This is a genomic window from Flavihumibacter sp. UBA7668, assembly GCF_002483205.1.
In the GTDB taxonomy this organism is placed as follows: domain Bacteria; phylum Bacteroidota; class Bacteroidia; order Chitinophagales; family Chitinophagaceae; genus Flavihumibacter.
Map to the genome: position 1 here is coordinate 844,170 of NZ_DLHM01000005.1, position 16,502 is coordinate 860,671.

Consider the following 16,502-nt stretch of genomic DNA (forward strand, 5'->3'; position numbering starts at 1 on the left):
CGATTTATATGGATGTCTATAATAATTGCATAGAAATATTTGTTCCTTCCCAGTATAACATGCAAGTTGTTCATAAGTGCCTTTATTGGTTTACTGGTAAGTATGATATTGAGATTATTGACGCTGTAAATGGGATAAATGTAAAAATATCACCACTAAATGTGCCATTTAAGGAGGATGAAAAAAATGAAATTAGAATCAGGATAAATAAAAGTCTGATTGATTATTATCTGCGTGAACAAATACAAAAAGAAACAAAAACAATAAGGGAACTGATTATAGCGAAAGCCTTTTCTCATTTTGATGATGAGATAATTCCGGAAAGTTTGGTAAGTGATCCGATTGGCTTTGATCCACACAAACTTAGCAATGATACTAAATAGTGATAAAGAGAGATTTACGCGTAAGTTTAAAGACTTTTCTGATTTTGATACAGGTAATGAGCTGTATCATTTATTGCCATTTCGTTTTAGACGTATCGCGAACAATAGAGAATTGCTAGTAAATGATTGGGGTGATTATCTGCTTGTTGATAACGGTGTAGTTGATAAGCTGGTTAACAGAAGGCTTTCAAAAGTATTGGATGCAGAAGTTTATCATGATTTGTTAGCAAACTTCTTTATTAGTGAAAAGCCTGTACCATCCTTAATTGATCTTATTTCAACCCGATATAGAACAAAAAAGTCATTTCTGGATAGTTTTACCTCTCTGCACATCTTTGTTATTAGTTTGAGATGTGATCATAGCTGCCACTATTGCCAGGTTTCCAGAGTGAGTGCTGATAAACATTTATACGATATGAATGAACAGCATATCATAAAAGGAATTGAGATGATGCTGATGTCACCCGCTCAACACCTGACAATGGAGTTTCAGGGTGGAGAATCATTGTTGGCATTTGAAAAAATAAAATTTGCTGTACAATTAGCAAAACAAAGGGCCGAGGATAAGAATAAAATTTTGACTTTTGTAATTTGTAGTAACCTGGTACCCCTTACTGAAGAAATTCTTGAATTCTGTAAAGAATATAATATACTTATCTCTACCAGTCTTGATGGTCCTTCTTATGTTCATAATAAAAATCGGCATCGCCCTGGAAAGAATAGCTATGAACTTGCGCTAAGTGGAATATTCCGGGCACGTGAAGTATTGGGTGAAGATGCTGTTTCCGCATTGCTGACAACCAGTTCACTTTCCTTACAATATCCGGTTGAAATTGTGGACGAGTATTTCAATCTTGGTTTTAAAAGTATTTTTCTCCGTCCTATTAGTCCATATGGCTTTGCAGTTAAGAACAATACTAAAAATTATTATGAGTCTGAAGCTTTTGTTGAGTTTTATAAAAAAGCTTTAAACCGGATTATCGAGTATAATCTGAATGGTCATTTTTTCAGGGAAGATTATGCTACAATTCTTTTAAAAAAGATGGTAACTCCGTTCCCGGTAGGATATGTTGATCTGCAATCGCCCGCAGGAATGATTAGTAGTGTTATTGTGTTTAATTATAACGGTGAAATTTATGCCAGTGATGAATCACGTATGCTGGCTGAGATGAATGATTATACGTTTAGATTAGGTTCTTTGGATACTCATGAATATAATGATATATTTTATGGATCACAGTCAAAAGCATATAGTGAAGCTTTATTAAATGAGTCACTACCTGGATGTTCAGATTGCGCTTATCAGCCCTATTGCGGGGCCGATCCTGTTCTTCATCATGCTACCCAGGGTGATATGATTGGACATCGGCCGACCAGCGTATTTTGCCATCGTAATATGGCGCTTTTCGATTATTTATTCGACCTCATGCAGGATAAACGAATGGAGAGGATTTTTAGAAACTGGATAACTGGTACACACGCATGAAACTAAAAACAAAAGGCGTTGCATGTTGTATTGACAATTCAATTGTTGCCAGGGTAACATTCGATCCGTTACAAAAAAGTGAAAGTACTGTTTTGTTAGTTAGTGATCGGCTGGACGCTTCAGTTATTGCAAATTTTGATGCTATAATAACTACCTGGCCATTGGATGAACAATTTGACTATCCTTCCGTGTATGAAGTTCCTGATTTTGATCATCTGGAAGAAGGAGATATTGTCGCGATACATTCTGATGGTATAATAAATACACTATATCGTGTCAGATCTCAGCATAATTTTCTGTTGTTTACAGAAAGATGTAATAGCAATTGCCTTATGTGTTCGCAACCTCCTCGCGACAAAGAAGATTCCCATTTGGCCCAGCTCTACAAAAGAGTTATTCCTTTGATTCCTAAAGATTGTACCGATTTAGGAATAACTGGTGGTGAACCAACCTTGCTTGGTAATTTATTTTTTGAATTGCTTATCCTCATAAGTTCTGAATTACCTTTAGCAAATATTCATTGCTTAACAAATGGACGATCTTTTGCATGGCCCGATTTTACCTATAAATTGAATGACGCAATAGGGGGTAATCTTGTGTTGGGTATTCCGCTTTACGCTGATTCTTATCTTGTTCATGATTATGTTGTGCAGGCGAAAGGAGCGTTTGATCAGACATTGTTGGGGTTATATCAATTGGCTCGATTTAATCGGCGAATAGAAATTAGAATAGTATTACATAAACTAACTATTCCCAGATTAAAAAAGTTGGCTCGGTTTATTTACAGAAATTTGCCTTTTGTTGAGCATGTTGCATTCATGGGGTTGGAATATCAGGGATACACGCCGCATAACATAGATAAGTTGTGGATAGATCCCAAAGATTATGCAGAAGAACTTTCTGATGCCATGCTTTTTCTTGCAGATATGGGAATGCAGATATCATTATACAATAGTCAGCTTTGTTTAACCCCTAAAGAACTTTGGCCATTTTACAAAAGATCAATTTCGGACTGGAAAAATATTTATCTGCCCATTTGTGATTCATGTTCGATGCAAGACGAATGTGGTGGATTTTTCGCATCTTCTTTAAAATTTCACAGCAATAACATAACACCATTTATTTAAATTGGTTTTATAATTGCTAATGAGCAATAGATTTAAATAGTTCGAAAATGATGTTGTGGAATTATATACTTTTTAAATAATGATATGAAGAGATAGATTATATTTATTTTATGCGTTGTATGTAATTGTTCTTATTAGTTGGACATGTATCTGTAGTAATGTTGAGTTTTCCAGTTCATATAATAGTAAAAGTTTATCGTATCAATATTTTGGTGTTGTATTGTGTTTGAATTATTTCTTGTTTATTGCTGTACATTTATTTGTTTACAAATTCCGTTTTTCAATACTCTTAACTGTTCCTATTGCCATTTTTGGGGGCAGTTATATGTTTTTTTTATTCCTTTGTTTTTTGTTTGATATTTATAGTATAAGTGGCGGATCGCTTTTTATTTTTCTTGTCATTATTTTAATATTGGTACTCCTTATAATTAGAAGGCTATATATATATATGGCGATGTAAGAAATACATCTTCAGTGGGTTCAATCTACCAAGCGTAATTCTCTATTTTCATACACCGTGCTAAAACCATTTAGCCATAAATAATGAGTTAAACAAATTTGGTAGTTTATCCATCCGCTGCCATCGTAATGTTCCACTTTTTCTATAGCGTTAAATATAGACAGGACCTCAATTACGTCTGTTTTTTTCAGATTTTCATTTTCCTCTAATACCTTATTAATTTTTTGGGAGGTTTCAAATTCGAATCTGAAAATTTCATGACTCTGTATATGCTTTTCAAAGTAAATACTGATGGTTTTCAGGTTATTTAATACCTCCCTTGATTGTGATATTAACATAATAGTATTTCTGAATTGTTTAGTTCTCTTTTGAAGAGGGGGAGGTTGGGATAAAATGGGAGTGATATCAGAATATCAACTATTGCGTATCCTATAAAGAGGTGTCTGGCAGTAAATAGAGCAATCGAGCAGGAAATAAAACAGGAGAATAGGAACCAGATCAGTCTGAATTTGTAGAACTTTTCATATTCATTGATTCTTACATCAAAATCTTCTATTGATTTGATTTTAGATAGCTGCTTTTTCTGGTAACCCGTGTGTATCCAGGCAAGGGCAACCATTCCAATGAGAATATGTAACGTGAATCTGGATACAGGAACAGTATTGATAAACACCAGCCCGTTATTTAATAAAAGGTAGGATGCTAGTACAAAAATTGCTTTAACCGCGAGCGATTGAAAGAAAATGGCGCTGTATTTGTTCTTCTGAATGGGGTATAAATTCATTGTATTTTATTTAAAAATTTCTTCAATGTCTTCCTTGGTATGGTCGGAAATCCAATTTAAATGTGAATCATATATCTATCGTCGTTCATGTGAAACCCCGTATTGTTTTCAGCATCTAAGAAATAAACACTTTGACCTATTTTGGGGTCAATCCCATTATCTCGGTTCGCTATGCCGGTAAGTATATTTTCGATATTTATTTTTTCGATTGTAAATTTTCCTATTGATATGGCGGCACCAATCTTTTCGTAGTATTCGTCGTTGGTTTCAATAAGTTGTTCGCCATCGTATTTATAGGAAATAATCCACAAGGGGGTTTGGTTTTTACCAAACATTTTGTTCCAGATGAGGGTAGCGCGACTGACGGCCTGACTAATTCTTTGGTTAGTTTCCACCGTTTCTTCTTCAGAAGTATTGATTCGGATGGTTATTTTTCCACCGAATGTATGTTCAGTTTCAATATGCGTGTCAGGGTAATTTTTTGTCAGGTAATTTTCTAATTCGTGGCGGATACTATGCATACTTAAACGTGTTTATGTTGCTTTTTTTCCCAATTTATAATTCTTTGCTGTAATGTACTGATTTTCAATCTGTAGAATTAATTGTCCTGAATGCTAATGGGTTTCCCTTATAAATGCACTCGTTGTTTAACTAAAACTCAGGCAGGAGGTCCAAATGCTGTACATTTGTTAGGAATCAGGCCTTTTTTTAATCCAGTATCCGTACCTACCCTATTGCGCTTTTTTTGAAAGGAATTTAGCCACCGGGACAAACGAATGAAAATGAAAGAGGAGAGAGATGACTTCAACAGTTATTTATACCAACAGGCATTACAACTGGCCAGAATTGGTAGTTGGGAATTTGATCTGGTAACGAATAAGATTTGCTGGTCGGCCATGGTACACCAACTCCACGAAACCAATCCGAAAACTTTTCAACCGGATGTAGAAAATTCCATTAATTTTTATCGGGAAGATTTTAGACCAATGGTCAAAGACGTTTTGGAAGCATGTTTTACATCAGGAGCGGCCTTTGATTATGAAGCTGTCATTATTACCAAAAAAAAAAGGAACGCTGGGTTCGGGCAATTGGAAATGTAGAGCTGGTTCAGGGAGAATGCCGGCGCATCTATGGTAGCTTTCAGGATATTCATGCTTCCAAAATGCTGGAACTTCAGATCCGGGAAATCCTGGAAAGTATCTCCGATGCCTTTTACGCGCTTGATAACAACTGGAACTTCACCTACTTCAATAAAGAAGCTGAAAACCTACTCCTGAAAAGGGCAGATGAAGTATTGGGTAAAAATATCTGGGAATTATTTCCGGCAAGCGTCCATACTCCTATTCGCAAAATTTATCAAAAAGTTGCCCGTACCAAAAAAAAGGAGTCCTTTGAATATTATTTCCCCGGAGATGGGAAATGGTACGAAATAAACGCTTATCCCTCTAATGGTGGCATATCCGCCTACTTTAAAAACATCGATGAACGAAAGATGGCAGCTGTACAATTGGAAAAAGCCCACCAGGAAAAAATTGATATCCTGGAAAGTATTGGCGATGCTTTTTTTTATGTTAATAAAGACTGGGTAATCACCTATTGTAACAAAGAAACCGAACGGATTTTAGGAAAGAAAAGAGTGGACCTTATCGGAAAAAATCTTTGGGAAGAATATCCGGAAGCTGTTGATACGGCTATTTATCACCAATACCACAGAGCCCTGGAAACAAAGGAGCACCTTACCTTTGAAGAGTTTTACAAGCCGATGCAGATCTGGCTTGAACTAACGGTATATCCTTCTCCTAACGGACTCTCAGTTAACTTCAAGGACATTACCCAGCGAAAAGAAGCCGATCTCCAACTCAAACAGTCGAATGAACGCTTCGAAAAAGTAACCGAAGCTACACATGATGCAATATGGGATTGGAATATCATAGAGAATACCCTCTACTGGGGGGCTGGATTTAAAATTCTTTTTGGCTACCAAATTGAGAAAATTACACCAACCCTCGAATCCTGGTCGAATCATATTCATCCCGAAGATCAGGAATGGGTATTAGAAAGTATTTATGGCGCGCTGGATAAAGTGGATCAATCCAACTGGGTGGCTGAATATCGCTACCAAAAATCCGACGGCTCCTTTGCCGATGTAATTGACAGAGGGGTGGTGATCCGGGATGAAAAAGGGAAACCGATTCGCATGGTGGGGGCGATGAATGATGTTACGGAGAAAAAACAGTTATCCATTCAGCTGGATCGCGAACGATTAATCAAACAACAGGAGATTACCGATGCTGTAATTACAGCAGAAGAAAATGAACGACAGGAAATAGGCCGTGAACTGCATGATAATATCCAGCAGATATTAGTTAGCAGCAGACTGTTTCTGACCATGGTAGAAGAAAAAGACATTTCTAAAACGGGCTATTCCTACCTGCAGGAAACGAATAAACTGATTATGTCTGCCATTGAAGAGATTCGTAAATTGTCTCATTCCATGATTACTCCTTTTGTGGAAAAAACAACCCTGAAAGAAGCAATCGATAAACTGGTCATCAATACGGCAGGTGCCACCGGCCTGCAAATCAAGCTGGACATAAGGGGGCTGGACGAAACGAAACTTTCTGAAAAACTTCGGCTGACAACCTATCGTATCATTCAGGAGCAATTCAATAATATTCTTAAATACGCGAAGGCTTCCACCGTGTTACTGAAACTAGTTCAGGAGCAGGAGCAACTGGTGCTTAAGATAATGGATGATGGAATAGGAGTGGACCTGTCCAAAAAAACCACCGGCATCGGCCTGATGAATATCAAAACCAGGGCTTCTCTTTTTGATGGGGAAGTTGTTCTTCATTCCGAGCCTGGTAATGGCTTTGAGTTGTTGGTAAGGATGAGGTTATATTGATTTTAGCTTGGAATCGTCTGTAAATGATAATGTAAAGAATAATTTACAAAAAATACTATCTTTGTAAAGAATAATTTACATTATGAATAATAATAAATCAGGAATAGTACCAAGTGCCGGCAAAATTCTTACTGAAATTGGGGAAAATATCAAGCTGGCCCGTTTGCGCCGTAAACTAAGCGCAGAGCAGGTTGCTGAAAGAGCAAACATTAGCCGGCCAACCCTGCTTTCCATTGAAAAGGGCATGCCTGGAGTTGCTATAGGTTCTTATGCTCAGGTACTTTTTGTATTGAACCTCGAAAAGGATTTATTGAAAGTGGCAGCAGATGATTTGCTCGGCAGAAAATTACAGGATGCGGAGCTTACGGTAAAAGAAAGGGCACCCAAAAAATGAAACAGCAATGGCAGCAAACACGAAAAAGGAAATTCAGGTATTTGCACACTGGCTCGGTTTACATGAGCCATCCTTTATGGGTAAGTTGTCGGTAGCCCCGGCAAAAGGAAAGGAATCCTTTTCATTTGAATATGCGGATACCTGGTTAAAATCCGGGTTCTCTCAAATGATTGACCCTGATTTACAATTCTATTCCGGAGCATATTATCCAAGAGATGATAAACCCAACTTCGGTGTTTTTTTAGACTCCTGCCCAGACAGGTGGGGAAGAGTTCTTATGCAGCGCAGGGAAGCTGCCATAGCAAAACAGGAAGACAGAACAGCAAAAAAATTGTTAGAATCAGATTTTTTATTGGGAGTATATGACGGGCACAGAATGGGGGCATTGCGTTTTAAATTAGATTACAATGGTTCTTTCTTAAATGATAATAAAGAAATGGCAGCCCCACCCTGGACATCGTTAAGAGAACTGGAACAGGCAAGTTTAAAATTTGAAGAAGACGATACAGATGACCCGCAGTATTTAAAATGGCTGAGTATGTTAATGGCCCCGGGTTCTTCATTAGGCGGTTCCAGACCGAAAGCAAGTGTGATGGATGCACAACATAATTTATGGATTGCAAAATTTCCAAGTAGGAACGATGATAAAGATGTAGCTGCTTGGGAATTGGTAACAAATAAGTTGGCAATAACAGCAGGATTAAATGTAGCTGAAGGAAAGCTGTTACAGTTTAACAACAAGTACCACACCTACCTCACAAAACGTTTTGACAGAACAACAACTGGTGAACGGATTCATTTTGCATCAGCAATGACGTTGCTTGGTCACATGGATGGAGAAGATGCTTCGAATGCAAGCTATCTTGAACTAATGGAATTTATTTCACGGCATGGTGCAGCGGTAGAAAAGGATTTACAAGAATTATGGCGAAGAATTGTATTTAGTATCTGCGTAAAAAATACAGACGACCACCTTCGTAATCACGGCTTTTTACTCACTGATAAAGGATGGCTGCTTTCACCCGCTTACGACATTAACCCCAATGAATATGGTAAAGGATTAAATCTTACTATTACTGAGACAGATAATTCGCTGGATTTAAGTTTAGCGATGGAAGTGGCGGATTATTTTCGCCTATCTCCAGACAGGGCTTCACAAATAATAAAAGAAGTTACCGCTGTTATAAAAGATTGGAGGAAAGTTGCGGCTGCTTATAAAATTTCTAAAGCAGAACAAGAAAGGATGTCAGGAGCATTCATTTAATTATTTTCGTAAAAATACCTCCCTGTTATGAAAGCATTAGAAATTGGCCAGTCTTCGGGGTCAGCACTACCATGTTCAGCCACATTTCAGCTATATATTCAGGGGTCTTTAAGCAGGAGTTAAAAGCCTTGTACACTGATTTCCGCGGGTCAGCAAAGTTTGATCCCCTTGAGAAGCAACTAGTTTTAGGCATACAGGGAGATGGGTTGGGGCCCGTTAACTCGAGGCGATCACAAGAAAGTTTCCAATTGATGGTAACTTTAATCTAAAGGGTTAATCATTATTCGATGAATAATTGCAAAAAAAATCGCACCGGATGTTTAGAAGATTGGCTTGTTTGATCGCTTTATTGTTGGCATTCCAGTTTAGTAAGGCGCAATGGAATTTTTCAACGGATTATTTTAGTATTCATGTTAATAACAAGGGTTTTATTACCAGTATGAAAAATCGTACGGTTAAACCGGCGCCTGAGTTTAGTCCGGCTGATAAACCATCTCCCTTACTGTTGATCTATGATGGTATCAAAAAAAAGTATTATCAACCCGTCAAAGCTTCTTATCATTCAGGAACGAAACAGTTTACGATTGCCTATGAAAATGGTTCGGTTGCGGTTATTTTAATCGAATCAAAAAAGAAGTATTTCCGGCTTAAATTGCTTTCCCTTACCCGGAAGGATGAAATTGAAGCCATTCAGTGGGGAGCATACGCAACCACTATTACCAACCTGATGGGGGAAATAATTGGAGTGGCCAGAGATACCAGTGCTGCTGTCAATTATGCTATTGGCTTATTGGCACTGGATGACAACACCCTGGGCGGATTAGCTACAACGATTGGAGATGCTGCGCCGTTTCAGTACATTATTCATACCCCGGATGCCAAACGATTTCCATTACCCGATAGCTTACGAGAGGGGCAGGTATTCAGTTTGGGTGGAAATGGAATCAGTGATGTGGCATTTTATGCGCATAAGGAACCCTGGTATCGAATTCTATATGGCGATGCCGCGCAGGTGGATGAGAAAGGGCGGATTTCCATCTCCTATCAATCCAGAGACAGATCCAAAGAACGGGAAGTGTTTTTTTCACTGATCCCGCATATGGATGCAAATATTCCCAATCATATTCAGGTTCAACCCTTACCTGGAGTAGATTATATTGGCTCCTCTGTAGCTTTTTATGGGGGTCCGGATAGTATTGCCCTAATAGATGTAATTCAAACAATCGTAAAATCGGAAAAACTGCCCATGCCAACATTTAATGGAAAATGGGTAAAGGATCCATCCGGTTTTGTACCGGATGCCATGGCAGCCGGAAATTTGAATGACAGTATTATTTCCTACACAGAGCGTCTTGGATTTAAGGCAATAAGTTTATATGACCAGGGCTTTTTACGTCCCGATAGAGGAAATGCAGGATTTATTGACGGAGCAGACTTTAGTAAGAAACCAATCCGGCGAACTTCAGGAAATTTATCTCATAAGGCATTTTCTGAATTGGCTGCAGCAAGAGGATTAATAATCGGTAGAACCACTATTACTAATTCACTGGCGCCAGGAACACTGGATGCGAGTCCGGTTCCGAGTGATAGTTTGTGTTACCAGCAAAAAAGAGTACTTGCCAAATCCATCGGAGTAACGGATACCATTATTATAGTCGATGACCCAACTCACCTTGAAGAAATAGCCAGTTGGGAAGGACATTGTACCAACCTGAATATGATAAAAATCGGAAAGGAGTTGATTTATTACGTGGGGGTATCTGAAGAACCACCGTATCGGTTATTGAATGTTAAACGGGGTTATTGGAATACAAAACCGTCGCTTCATGTTGCCGGAGATACGGTTTATAAATTGCAGGTAACCGTCAATTATGGATACGATGGGTTGATCCCCAACATGCAACTGCAGGATAAGATTGGGGAATATTATGCGGAGGTGTGTAAGCAAAATGGTCTGGCTTATTATGATTTTGACGGACAGGAGTTTTTATTTAATAACGGTCACGGCTACTATTCAACCAAACGTTTTTTTAGAAAGATGTTTGAACGCGGTGCTTCCATCGGTGTTCCTTATATACGATTCACCGGTGCCACTTTATCAGAAGGTTCCTGGCATTATCAAAGCATCTGGAATGTAGGAGGTGGAAAGAATTTGTATGACGTCTCTACCCGGGAATGGGGCAGTGCAACCAGCCAGGGAAAAGATCTGCGGGATGTTTCCTATGCCAATTTTTTCCCTGTGGGTATGGGAGGGAATTTTGCCATCGGAGCCAACTCGGTGGTGGAAGAATACGAGCACATACAGGCAATTTCAGTCGGTGTAGGTACTACTTACAGCCTGATTCTGAATCAGCAAGAAGTAGAAAAATGTCGGCAGAAAGAAGCCATTTTTTCAGCGATACGAACCTGGGAGAAAGCAAGGGCGACGGATGTTTTTCCCAGGTGGTTGAAGAATCAGTTAGCGGATCCGAAAAGGAGTTGGAGACTTGAAGAGGGAAAGCAGGAAAATAGTTGGATACTATATGAGATGATTAAGGGTCAAAAAACAAATCCTGTATATTTAAGATGAGTATCATTGCTTTTGGGGATAGTACTTTTAAATAACTACAATTCTGAAATATCTGTTTGCCATATGGTTTTTGCTATTAATCGATCAACCATCTCTTGCTCAACCTTACAGGAGTACGTTAGATTCCGGGTTGCATACAATCCGGCAATCCAATGTCGATACGGTCATTTGTTATGTTCCTTTTCAGGGATACCTCTATGGATTGAATGACAGGAAATTTTATGTTGTTTACCCCTTTTATTTTATCTGGAAAAAAGGGAATCCCAAACGCCAAGATGATAGTTGAATTATAATTCCTTTCCACTAAACACCACCTTAATTTTCCCCTTTTCTACATCCGTTAATCGTATCATCAATTTTCTAAACCCACTATTGGCACTGTTTGTCGTCAGGGGAAATGTTCTGTCGTTTAAATAGGTAGCCGCCCCTTCCGTAAATACTGCGTTTCCGGGTGTTTCCAGGTACACATATAGTTTTTTATCCTCCAGGCTCAATACCGCCAGTCTGCCTTCCTGTTCAATGGAAATGCTGGCCATGGTATGCATGCTCCACCAGAGCTCCGTGTTCTCTTTGGTTTCAATCGAATCAATTACCCAGGCCCTACCTGATAAACTGTCCAATCCTATTTCACGCGTATACTGCTTCGCATTTCGTGTATAACAATCCGCTAGATCCAGTTTAAAACTGTGATCTGTTTGATGGATTAACCTGGCTACACCTTCGGGGTTTTGATCCGGCCGATGGTCGGGATGAATTACCAAACAGTTCTTGCCTTCTGCCCGTAATCTGTAAAAATGCCATCTTGCCGGCTGCGTCGGTGTTTGCTCTGCCTCCCAATATGCAGGCTGCGCGCTCATGTTGAAATATCCCGGATATGTGTAATTATCCCTCCCCAAATTTCCAGTGGCCCACACTTTTCCCAGCACCTGTAATTCAAAACTGCCGGCATCCAAATGACCGTGACTGGCATTGTTAGCTCCTCCATGCATAGCAATATACATCGACTCATGACTGGCGTTCTGCCTCAGCCCATACAAGTCTATTCCCCGTATAACGGTTTGTAAGGGTTGGTTTTTTTCGCTGCGCGCTTTCAGCCAGGCGGTTGTATAATAGATTAGATCAGGCCAATAAAACTGTCCGCCTTTTAATAAGTTGTTTACCTGCCATTGTCCCAATACCGTATCCTTGTACTGATGAGCAAACCAACTGAGTCCGGGTAATTGGCTGTTCTTAACAGGGTCATCCCCAATGCTTAAACTGGTTACCGGCCCACTGAACCTATAGGGAAACCATCCCGCCTTACTGAGTCCTTTAAAACTTTCATACCCCGTTGAACTACCCGTATATCGCTTGAATGCTTCCAGTGCCTGGGTGGTATACATCAATCCGTAATTCCAATACATCAGGCCTTCTTCACTTTGTCCGTCCGGGTCAAAGGAGTGCAAGTAATTTGGCAAGGCATTCAGGGCGCGGGTTGCCAGCCAGGCTGAAAGCTCCGGAGCCCTGCTGTAATACTGCATGGCCGATACCAGCAAACCGCCATTGCAGATCCCATTCCAATTATGCTCCGAATGATGCCACCAGGCACCTGCACTAATTTGTTGTTGAGCAGGCAACCATACCTTTTCCTTCAAGGCAGTAAACAATGTTTCTTCCTGCTGCCTGGTTAGATAACCTTTCAATCCATCCTGAACATAACTGACTACAAAAGCTGCAATGCCGGCATCGAGAAAATGTCTGTCGGCTCCCCAATCAGGAAAGCCGCACAATTCCTGCATCTGTTCCCAGGCTTTGCTCGCATATGCTTTATTGCCGCTGAGTTGATACAGCAGAATTAAAACAGGCGCTTCTGTTGCAAACTGATGGATAGCCGGAATGCGTAATTGTGCAGCATCGAGGACATATCTTGATTTGGCTGCAGCAAGGGCCTTATCGGCCTGTGCTTTTAACACAGCATATCCTTTCATTAAAAAAGGGTCCTGCTTTTTCAATAGGCCTTGTATGCGTTTAATGGCAGCAGCATCATAATACAGGAAAGGTCCTTTCGTAGTTGGTTGGGCTTTTTTGAAATAAGTATGAATCGAAGTACTGCTCCAGGGTAATTCAATGATATCCCAGTTGCCGGAATAATAGGCTTTATCCAATTGCAGTACCAGCTCTTTGTTTTTCTCGCGGCTTGCTTTTTCCCGAAGATCACGGTATATGTAAAACTGCAGCCAATATCCATATTGATATTTTTCCTGGAGCGATTTGGGATTTTTGTAAAATGCATACCAACTGGTTGTTAGCTTCCATTTCTCCGCCAGTTGAACCACACGCATTGCATTTTGCCAGCTTTGCTCAGCAATCTTTCGAAAGAGCTCCTGTATGTCGGAATAACTCAGGTTAGAAGGATCAATTAATGGTTGTTGGTCAGAAAGTCCGAGCGCATGAAAGGATACGGAATCTTCAAATTGCTGATCACCATCCAAATCATAGAATAGCTGATCAATAAATCCATTCTTGTCGGTGTCTTTGTAGAGTATGGTTGGGAAACGTTCGGGTTGGCCTTGCAGGCGACCTGGTTTCCAGCGATCATATAAGCCGCCAAATCCCTGGTGATAAAATCCCGTCTGGTCAATTCGCCAGACACCCCATTCAGCGCCAGCTAAATGGATGCGCTGGTCAAATCCTCCGATATACCAATGCCCCTTGCCAGATCCATCCAAATCAAACTCACCCCGATCTCCCGCCACATCTGCCTGTCCGTTGTGATCCAATCCGCCTTTTTCTCTTCCGGTAATAAAAAGATTTTTCGGATCATAAAACTCTACCCGTTCCCAGCGATTGCAATCATCATCCTCATCCATTACCAACCTGTATTCCTGCCAGTCTCCTTTGTTGAAAATTAAATTCCAGGCACTATCCCGATTTGGATAAATGAGTTCCTCCAATTCCCGCCAACGATGATCATAAAACAAGGGCTCTTCTCCCGGAATTCCTTTTAACGAGTTGTACCGGTGTTTTTGATTGCGGTAATCAAAGCCTTTGCCTTTGTACAACATGCTCAAATCAAAATCAAATTCATTGCCGGGTGCATTGTCATTATCCAAATCCCAGGTGAGGGCCGCATAATGAATTTTACCGGAGAATTGAACCTTCGTGCTGTCGGTAGGTAATAAATCCGGACTGTCCACAAGCCGGATCGCCCATTCCGTATATCCATCTTTATCAGTGTCATAAAAGATGAAAGGATTTTCCCAGTTGTACCGGAGATCACGGATACTAAAACTGGAAGCATGCATTTTCAAAAAACTGGTATTCCCACTATAGTCTTCAAAAAAGTTCGCATGTCCATTGTGTTCCCAGGCCTGCATCATTATCTTATTCCAATCGATATGATGCAGGATGCCATCTTTGTCCTCATCAAATAGGTACATAAAATCAGCCTCCCAATCGTATACTGTTTTTCGTTTGGCAGCTCCATTGTTTACGATCAGCTGGATATCCGCTTTGCCATCCTTGTCTTCATCCATCCAGTCGAGACTTAGGTCAAATGGTCCGGCAAATATGCCGTCTTTATTTTTATCTATCAACAGGCAATCACTGTCTGTATCCCCCTCCAGATCACCAGCCCGCATGTCATCATCATCGTCGATCCAGCATATGGAATATCCTCCTGTCAGCTCAGCTGTCAGCACATCCGGATCGCCATCTTTATCTAAATCATGCCATTTATGCTGACTGAGTGTCATTGCCGGTCTCCAGGGAATCAGTTGGGTCTTTTCATTCCAATAGCGTTGATTGTCCTGGCTGAATGCAGCACAGGCATACAGCACCAGGGCTGTTACAATACTGCATTTTTTCATTGGTTGCTAGAAGCGCTGGACATGGTATCCTGCAAGCGGTGTCCGGCATTGTTTAGAAGTACATCAAAATAATCTGCTGCGAAACTCATGGTGCCATCCGGACGAATCAACCAGAAACCGCGCATCTCATCGGTTTTACGCACATCATTCAGTTTGCGTAATGCTTCATCCTTGGGTTCATTGCAATAGAGTTCCCATTGAATCAGGTAGGGGATATCGAGTGCCTGGCAAACCCCAATGTAGGCATCCCAGCGATCCACCACCGGTTCTCTTTCCGTTAGTCCTTCATAGCGCTGTTCCGGAATTCCGATTTCACCCAGGAATACCTGGCGTTTGCCTTTCATGTAGCGGGTTGGTTTCATATTGGCCTGTAAATATTCCACGCCTTTGTAGAGTTTGAGTCCGGTTGCGTCCAATCCATCGTAGCAGGACCAGGATACCATATCAGTTTCTACCAGGGGCAGTACGGCATTGGCGATACCTGGTATGCCATCCATACAATCCATTACCTTATTGGCTTCGATTGCATGGTATACCGTTGCTTTGGAATGCGGCACCGCTTTGCGGGCCCGATCTACGCCTCGTTGGCGGGCTTTGAACCATTTTGCCATAGCCTGGATGCGATCTAGTGAATCGGTGGGAACGAGCACGGTATAGCGGTCACCATCAACCGCCCGGATTAATTCGCCAGCTTTTCTTGACCACCTGGCAGCATCTCCTGTACCACCGCGCATGATCCAGTCTCCTTCCCAATTGTGCAGGATAAAGGAAACCTTTCTGTCTTTGTAGGTTTGCAATAAATAGGAGGCAAGGGCGAAAACTTCTTCTTCTTCTGCTTTGGCGGAGCTATCCGTCGTTCTTACACCAGCACCATCCAGACTTAAGGCAAAGGTGGAAAAAGGGAGATCAAAAGTGGCTTTCCAATAAGGGTGTTGGGCCAATTCTTTCAGGCTGATACCTGGGTTGAGTTGCCAATCGGAATTGTAGGGATAGCCTCCCCCGTTTTTTCGGAACCAGACTTTGAATACTCCGTATCCCATAGAGTCTAATTTTTTGGCACCTTCTATCAGGTAGGGCTCCTTACTGAAATAATATTTGCCGGCTACATGGGTGGCACCGAGCCGATCTTTGATATTGGCATCAATGGGGGCACCTCTTAAGGGCCTGTTACTATTTATTTTTTCCAGTATTCGTTCATCGGACAATTTTTGTTGTGCCAGCAATTGATTGGAAACGGCACTGATTGTCCATAGAAGTATACTGCAAACAATGTTTCGCATAA

The 16,502-nt window shown here is 40.6% G+C and carries 12 protein-coding genes; 8 read left to right on the top strand and 4 right to left on the bottom strand.

All coding sequences use genetic code 11. The annotated features are described in order from the left end of the window. The first annotated feature begins 8 nt into the window (after positions 1-8). From hxsD to hxsC, 3 genes are read left to right on the top strand one after another with little or no spacing between them, the layout of a single operon-like run. A complete protein-coding gene (gene hxsD / locus B2746_RS15710; RefSeq protein ID WP_290795801.1) occupies positions 9-383 on the top strand; it encodes a His-Xaa-Ser system protein HxsD in 375 nt (124 codons plus the stop codon). Beyond that, the gene (gene hxsB / locus B2746_RS15715) at positions 343-1,869 is read left to right on the top strand and encodes a His-Xaa-Ser system radical SAM maturase HxsB (RefSeq protein WP_290795803.1); all 1,527 of its coding nucleotides are present in this window, start codon (positions 343-345) and stop codon (positions 1,867-1,869) included. Before hxsD ends, hxsB begins: the two co-directional genes overlap by 41 nt. Then, positions 1,866-2,996: a His-Xaa-Ser system radical SAM maturase HxsC gene (gene hxsC, locus B2746_RS15720; RefSeq protein WP_290795805.1), complete on the top strand. Its 1,131-nt coding sequence runs from the start codon at positions 1,866-1,868 to the stop codon at positions 2,994-2,996. Before hxsB ends, hxsC begins: the two co-directional genes overlap by 4 nt. Before the next feature lie 791 nt (positions 2,997-3,787). Here hxsC and B2746_RS15725 read toward each other — a convergent pair. Together B2746_RS15725 and B2746_RS15730 are read right to left on the bottom strand one after the other, a co-directional pair. Further along, complete coding sequence (locus B2746_RS15725) at positions 3,788-4,240, bottom strand: hypothetical protein (RefSeq protein WP_290795807.1); 453 nt, start codon at positions 4,238-4,240, stop codon at positions 3,788-3,790. A 56-nt stretch (positions 4,241-4,296) separates the two neighbouring features. Next, complete coding sequence (locus B2746_RS15730) at positions 4,297-4,761, bottom strand: DUF3885 domain-containing protein (protein WP_290795809.1); 465 nt, start codon at positions 4,759-4,761, stop codon at positions 4,297-4,299. Positions 4,762-5,022: 261 nt separating this feature from the next. On the opposite strand from B2746_RS15730, the gene B2746_RS15735 reads away from it, so the two are divergent. From B2746_RS15735 to B2746_RS15755, 5 genes are all read left to right on the top strand, one after another. Then, positions 5,023-5,340: a hypothetical protein gene (locus B2746_RS15735; protein ID WP_290795811.1), complete on the top strand. Its 318-nt coding sequence runs from the start codon at positions 5,023-5,025 to the stop codon at positions 5,338-5,340. A 62-nt stretch (positions 5,341-5,402) separates the two neighbouring features. Next, positions 5,403-7,145: a PAS domain S-box protein gene (locus tag B2746_RS15740; protein WP_290795812.1), complete on the top strand. Its 1,743-nt coding sequence runs from the start codon at positions 5,403-5,405 to the stop codon at positions 7,143-7,145. A gap of 82 nt (positions 7,146-7,227) precedes the next feature. Then, positions 7,228-7,539, top strand: coding sequence for a helix-turn-helix domain-containing protein (locus tag B2746_RS15745; RefSeq protein ID WP_290795814.1), 312 nt, complete (start codon positions 7,228-7,230; stop codon positions 7,537-7,539). 7 nt (positions 7,540-7,546) lie between these two features. Then, complete coding sequence (locus B2746_RS15750; RefSeq protein WP_290795817.1) at positions 7,547-8,803, top strand: type II toxin-antitoxin system HipA family toxin; 1,257 nt, start codon at positions 7,547-7,549, stop codon at positions 8,801-8,803. A 316-nt stretch (positions 8,804-9,119) separates the two neighbouring features. After that, the gene (locus B2746_RS15755) at positions 9,120-11,372 is read left to right on the top strand and encodes a hypothetical protein (RefSeq protein WP_290795819.1); all 2,253 of its coding nucleotides are present in this window, start codon (positions 9,120-9,122) and stop codon (positions 11,370-11,372) included. A 287-nt stretch (positions 11,373-11,659) separates the two neighbouring features. On the opposite strand, the gene B2746_RS15760 is transcribed toward B2746_RS15755, so the two are convergent. Both B2746_RS15760 and B2746_RS15765 read right to left on the bottom strand, forming a co-directional pair. Then, a complete protein-coding gene (locus tag B2746_RS15760; RefSeq protein ID WP_290795821.1) occupies positions 11,660-15,220 on the bottom strand; it encodes a hypothetical protein in 3,561 nt (1,186 codons plus the stop codon). Beyond that, positions 15,217-16,500, bottom strand: coding sequence for a hypothetical protein (locus B2746_RS15765; RefSeq protein WP_290795823.1), 1,284 nt, complete (start codon positions 16,498-16,500; stop codon positions 15,217-15,219). The genes B2746_RS15760 and B2746_RS15765 overlap by 4 nt, the downstream gene beginning before the upstream one ends. Between the last annotated feature and the right edge of the window lie 2 nt (positions 16,501-16,502).